3 protein-coding genes are annotated in these 5,402 nt (G+C 53.0%); 2 read left to right on the plus strand and 1 reads right to left on the minus strand.

What is annotated here, in order from left to right; all coding sequences use genetic code 11:
- The first annotated feature begins 1,629 nt into the window (after positions 1 to 1,629).
- Both VEI50_17055 and VEI50_17060 read left to right on the plus strand, forming a co-directional pair.
- Positions 1,630 to 2,334 (plus strand): hypothetical protein, encoded by a 705-nt coding sequence (locus tag VEI50_17055; protein ID HXX76841.1) that lies wholly within the window; start codon positions 1,630 to 1,632, stop codon positions 2,332 to 2,334.
- Positions 2,335 to 3,511: 1,177 nt separating this feature from the next.
- The gene (locus VEI50_17060; protein HXX76842.1) at positions 3,512 to 4,351 is read left to right on the plus strand and encodes an endonuclease/exonuclease/phosphatase family protein; all 840 of its coding nucleotides are present in this window, start codon (positions 3,512 to 3,514) and stop codon (positions 4,349 to 4,351) included.
- Between the two features lie 514 nt (positions 4,352 to 4,865).
- On the opposite strand, the gene VEI50_17065 is transcribed toward VEI50_17060, so the two are convergent.
- On the minus strand, positions 4,866 to 5,402 hold a 537-nt coding region (locus VEI50_17065), incomplete at its 5' end, for a sigma 54-interacting transcriptional regulator (GenBank protein HXX76843.1).

Consider the following 5,402-nt stretch of genomic DNA (forward strand, 5'->3'; position numbering starts at 1 on the left):
CTTCGCTTCGGCTGCCGCTGGGTTTTCGCCACGCGCTTACGCCGATTTGTTCGACCGGTTTGCAGCAACAGGTGGAATGCGTGGAAATTTGTTAACAGATCAGTTAGGCATCACCACGGCTGAGGAAAGGCGCTTGCGTGAGATTTACAAATCATTGCGCTCGATCCCAAAGCCCTGTCGCGAAAAACCCTCCCTTCCCGGGTCGCCAGAATTTCTTAAATGGCAGGCCGAGGTTACGGCCGGATCTCCCCGGTTCGGTTCAATGCCGAATTCGCGAATGAACGATGCAGAGCCCGGCGATGCGACGGTTCTTCACGGAACCCCATAGTGAGTCCATGCTCTGAGGATTGGCAACCCTGTGCCAGCATGGCGGGCGCTAAGTCATTGATAGGAAGGTGGTGGTGATTGTGCGTTGATTGGGGCAATGCCCACAGGAAGAGCAATTGTGTTTGCAAACCGGACAATCTGTAAGGTAGCTGACAGACGAATCCACAATTGTTGGGCTACCGATTTAAGTTGGGTTTGTTGATGTGGGAAATGGTCACCCTTGCTTGCAGAGAACCTAACGCCCAGAGGATTTAAATGAGATTGAAGCGCTAACGGCGGGATCGGTTCTGGACGGGGCCCTTCTCACCATTGCTGTCCACCGGGAGGAGAAAAATGCTGCGCAGCGTGTTGATTCTGTGTCCTGAGGATGAGAACCGAAACAAAATTGTCGCGAGCGTCCGAAGATGTGGTCTTGATCCCTTGTTGAGCTCCAACTATCGAGAAGCTCGCGACCTGCTGGGCTTGCACAATTTCGCCGCTGCCTTTTGTAGCGACGCACTCGAGGATGCAACCTATCCACAAATCATAGAGGCCGCCAAGCCCGTTCCTGTAATTGTCCTTTCACGATTCGCCGAATGGGACCCTTACCTGGCTGCCTTGGCTGCGGGGGCTTTTGATTATATCCCGTGTCCGCCGGACCCTCGCGAAGTGGAAAGGATCCTATCGTCTGCGATACGGCAGCATTTAGGGCTCCAGAGATTGGGCGCCACGGCCGCCTGATCGTCCAACAAACCTGTCGGAGTCATTCATGGACGGCGACAGAGTGAGAGTGCTTTTGGTTGGTGAGAGTGAAGCCGAATTTTCCTCGGTCGAGGCCCACCTGCATGGGTTCAACTGCTACTGTGAGTTCGTGAGGTCGTGGTCGTCTGGCGCGGGGGTTGCGCCGCATGGTTCATTTGATTTGATTCTTTACAGTGTGGATATAAAGGACTTTCAGGCCACGGCTGCAGCCGTTCTTCATTCGTCTGGGAGTGTATTTCGGTGTCTTCCCGTCGAGGATAGCTGCTGGTGGGTGCCGACAATTGTCCGGGGCAAACAATGTGTGGGAGCATCAGCTCTCAGGCCCAATGAATTCGCTCAGGCGCTCGACAAGCTGATTTTGCTGGGCAGTAGGAACCTCCCTCCCGACACACCACCCGCATTTCCTTTTTGTTCGTGACCCATGTCACAGACGGATGCGCGACGCGGTACAAAATTGACAGTTGAGGCCAGAGTTGACCTGAGTTCGGGCGACGTGGAGGAATAAGACTCTTTATTAGCCTAGCGACCGTTAGCGCCTACTGCCAACGAAGTGCGAAAGACATGAGCGCAGTCAATCAAAAGCACCTGGTCGGCGCAATCGTCTGTAGCGTGATCGCTCTCGTGATTTGGGTGTGGCTGACATCATATGCCTCCCAGTCTCATCAGGACGGTCGCGTTCAGACGTTAAGAGAAAATCGACTAACGGGCAAAAACGCCGTTTTCAACCGAGAGATAAGACAGTGGGACTATAACCAAGGGTCAAAGTCGGAACCCACCAGTTCCAACGCAAATGATGTTGTCCTGGGGCCAGTGTTGGCGGTCACTGTTCCTGACCACCATGCGAAAAGAGCCTTCTTGGACACTCCGCAATTGTACAAGGCCTGCCTGTTAGCGGACGCAATTGTTCACTCCGCTCCGGACGATACCAGGCAGTTCACACGCGAGGAATTCCAGTTGGCGGAACGATGCATGGCCTACATTACCGGCGCACTAGACACTTTACCCGGAAAGGCAGAGATTATCGGAGGCAAACGGTATGAATTTGTCTTCCGAGAACAGAAGGTGCTTGTCGGCAATGCGGTCGATTCTTTCAACCGGTACGTGCGAGCCCATCCGGAAAGTATGAATTGGAGTGGCGCGGAGACTCTTGCTATAGGTTTGGTTAACGACAATATCGCGAACTGGTTAGAGTCCTCTGCTCTCCAACCTACCAGTATGCCGACGAAAACGGATGAGCAAGACATTTCGTCCAAGCCGATAAGGTGATCGTCCGACCCCGTTCAGTCCCCGAGAGGCTTCCTGCTGAGGGCCAATTCGCGGGGAGCGAATGATACGCTCCTCCACATCCTTAAGCGGTAATTTTCGGAATTTGTTTGCCAATGCCGTCATATTTGGAGCCTTATCACTAGTTGGTCAGTAGCCATAACTGTTGTTCGGGACTCTTCATCAAAGGTTTCCAGATCAACACGACGAGCCCGCCATTGGCCTGTACGCTGACTTAAGGCCGTGCGGCAACTGGCCGAATTCAAAAATTCTGTTTAACAGTGTGAGCATCTCTCTTCCCCTGGGAAGGAGCAGTTGAGATTCGAAACATCGCTCGCGGGAGTCAATCGCCCTGCAGGTGAGACATTGTATTCAGGCAGGGAAACAACTTTGATTCTGCCGCATATTGCTCGCACACCGCAGTGTCCTCGTCGATTATCGTCTGTGATCGTTGTCACTGTTCACCCGAGAACAAGAACCGTAGCAAAGTTCAGTTGGGAGCAAATAACTCAGTCACGTGACTTCCGAAGGGCACTGACGGTATCTGGGCGCAACTCTTTGAAGGGCACGACAGATTCCACACAAGGTAGAGAAGTTATGTGCGGAGACTCTTGGCAATCAGAGTGCCTCAGTCGAGGTGAGAAATGTACAAAAGGTAACGGCACTATCATGCGTTGAGCGGTCAAGCCTGCGTAGAAGTATAGAGGTGATGAATGCGGATGAACCTTTCACAACTTCGGAATTCGTTGAGCGGTGTCGGCCATTGGATGAAAGATTATATCGTCTCAGATGTGCCGGATGACGTGGCCGTTTGTGAATTTGATTGCCGCGAGAGTGAATGCTCCTCGAGCAAGTGGGAGAGCTGCCAACGCCGAGTTTCGAATAATGTGGTAGGGCTCGGGCACTTCGTGATGCAGCCGAAACGGCCCGACGTTAGGGCTAACACTGAAAGCATGCCGGCGTTAGAAGACCAGCATGTTTGGTCACTCTGTCCACTGGTGGGTAGCCCTAAGCCAGAGATTTATTCGGGCAAGAGGGCCCACCGCAACTGCCGAAGGCACTTGTAGACCCACCCAAAGAAAGGCACGATTTTTCGGTTATGAGTAGGGAGCTTATATGGTCCTTAAGAATGTCGCTCGTCGCTTACGAATCTTTCTACATGTATAGTTCACCATGAGAGATGCTGACTCCTGAACTGGAGATCGATACAGGCAGCTTTGCCAGTCCACGGTGGTATCTGTGCCCGCCCAGTTCCGTCAAGGCCGTGTGCTGGAACATTAATCGCGGGCTGCAACTGCCGCGGATCCTCGAGTTTTTGAGTTGCATGGAAGCAGACATCCTGCTGTTGCAAGAGGTGGACCTGAATGCTCGGCGTACCCACCACATCCATATTGCGCGGGAAATAGCGCAAAAACTCCAACTCAATTACGTTTTTGGGCGCGAATTTCGTGAATTGACGCAGGGCACAAGCCATTCTCCCGCGTACCATGGTCAGGCGACGCTGTCCCATTGGCCGTTGTCAAATGCACGTATCCTCCGGTTTCAGCAGCAATCCAACTTCTGGAAGCCACGCTGGTTTCTGCCGGAAATTGAACCATTCCAAGAAAGGGTCGGAGGCCGGCTAGCTCTCGTTGCTGATGCTTGTATCGGGGGGAGGACGATCACTACCTACAACCTACATCTCGAGAGCAGAGGTGATGATCGGCTTCGGAGGGCCCAGATGGAAGAAACTCTTCGGGATGCGCATGGGTACAAGCCAAACGAGGCGGTTGTACTCGCGGGTGATTTCAATATGGATGTGTCTGCGGGAGATGTCGCACGACTGATCAGGAACGCGGATTTTCAAGATGCCTTCGAAAATCAGCATATTCCGACTACACCCAACTCGTTTTTCACAGACGGTAGAATGATCGACTGGATTTTCTCGCGAGGCCCTCTGCGTTCCGGCACACCAAAAGTCCACCGTTCGATAACAGGCTCCGATCACTATCCCTTATCGGTAACTCTGGATTTCCGATAGCAAATGGGGTCCTACTTGCTGCAAAGACTCCGTGTTCGGTGTGATTCCGGAGTCCGGTCCAACAAAAGTGTTACCGGTTGTTCGTAGTCGTCAAATTCGGGGAGTGCCGGCGTATGGTCAAGGCGAATCGCCGGTCGGTACCTATCTAGTCTGCCGACCTCCCTCTAGCCGAGCGCGACACGTAACTGCGGGGCTTAGTCAAGAGTTTGGCGTAACCCACAATTCGACCGTCATCCGTATTGTGAATTAGTGGCAAACTACCGGAAGCCAAATGTCGACTGGCTTTCTATCGAATTGTTACCGTGGAGTTCTTTGCGCGTCTTCGGCAACCCACTGGCATTCTAAAGCTATAATTCTGACGCTCAAAATTTTAAACAATTCATTCGCGCCCTTCCTAAGCAATCACCACAAGTCCTCCACGTGCAATCACGCTAAGGATTTTGACCGAGGTGACGTTGTAGGGCTCCCACGTTTTCCACAATTTCTACTTTTACCAACGTGAGCCTGAGCTGCGTTACGCGACTATCCGGGTAATACCGAGTTTCCGCATCTTGTTTTGCAGGGTAGTACGTTTGAGTCCCAAACGCTCGGCCGCCCCGTTCTTACCAGCTATTCTTCCGGAGGCAACTCTCAACGCGTCGCGGATGACCTGCCGCTCAGCTTGTTCGAATGTTGATGCGGCTGGGATGGCGGAGCGCCGCAGCCCTGCAGGCGGGACATACAACTCGTCCCCTTGGGTGAAGATCACGCAGCGCTGGATGAAGTTTTCCAGCTCACGGATGTTGCCTGGCCAATCGGCGTTCACCAGCGCCTCCATCGCCTGTTTTGGAACAGACCTAATGCACTTCTGCATTTGACGGGAGTGCCGTAGAACGAAATAGTGCGCGAGGAGCGGAATGTCCTCGCGCCGCTCGCGAAGCGGAGGAATCTCAATCGGGAAAACATTCAATCGGTAGAAAAGGTCCTCGCGGAACCGGTTGTTGCGGATCATGTCCTGCAGATTGCGGTGCGTTGCGGCAATAAAACGAACATCCACCTGAATCGTTTTCGT

This window comes from Nitrospiraceae bacterium, from assembly GCA_035623075.1.
Classification (GTDB): Bacteria; Nitrospirota; Nitrospiria; order Nitrospirales; family Nitrospiraceae; genus DASPUC01.

What these genes read in the sequence shown, in the direction of transcription:
- VEI50_17060 (HXX76842.1), top strand. Translation starts at nt 3,512, where the DNA reads ATGCTGACTCCTGAACTGGAGATCGATACAGGCAGCTTTGCCAGTCCA.
- VEI50_17055 (HXX76841.1), top strand. Translation starts at nt 1,630, where the DNA reads ATGAGCGCAGTCAATCAAAAGCACCTGGTCGGCGCAATCGTCTGTAGC.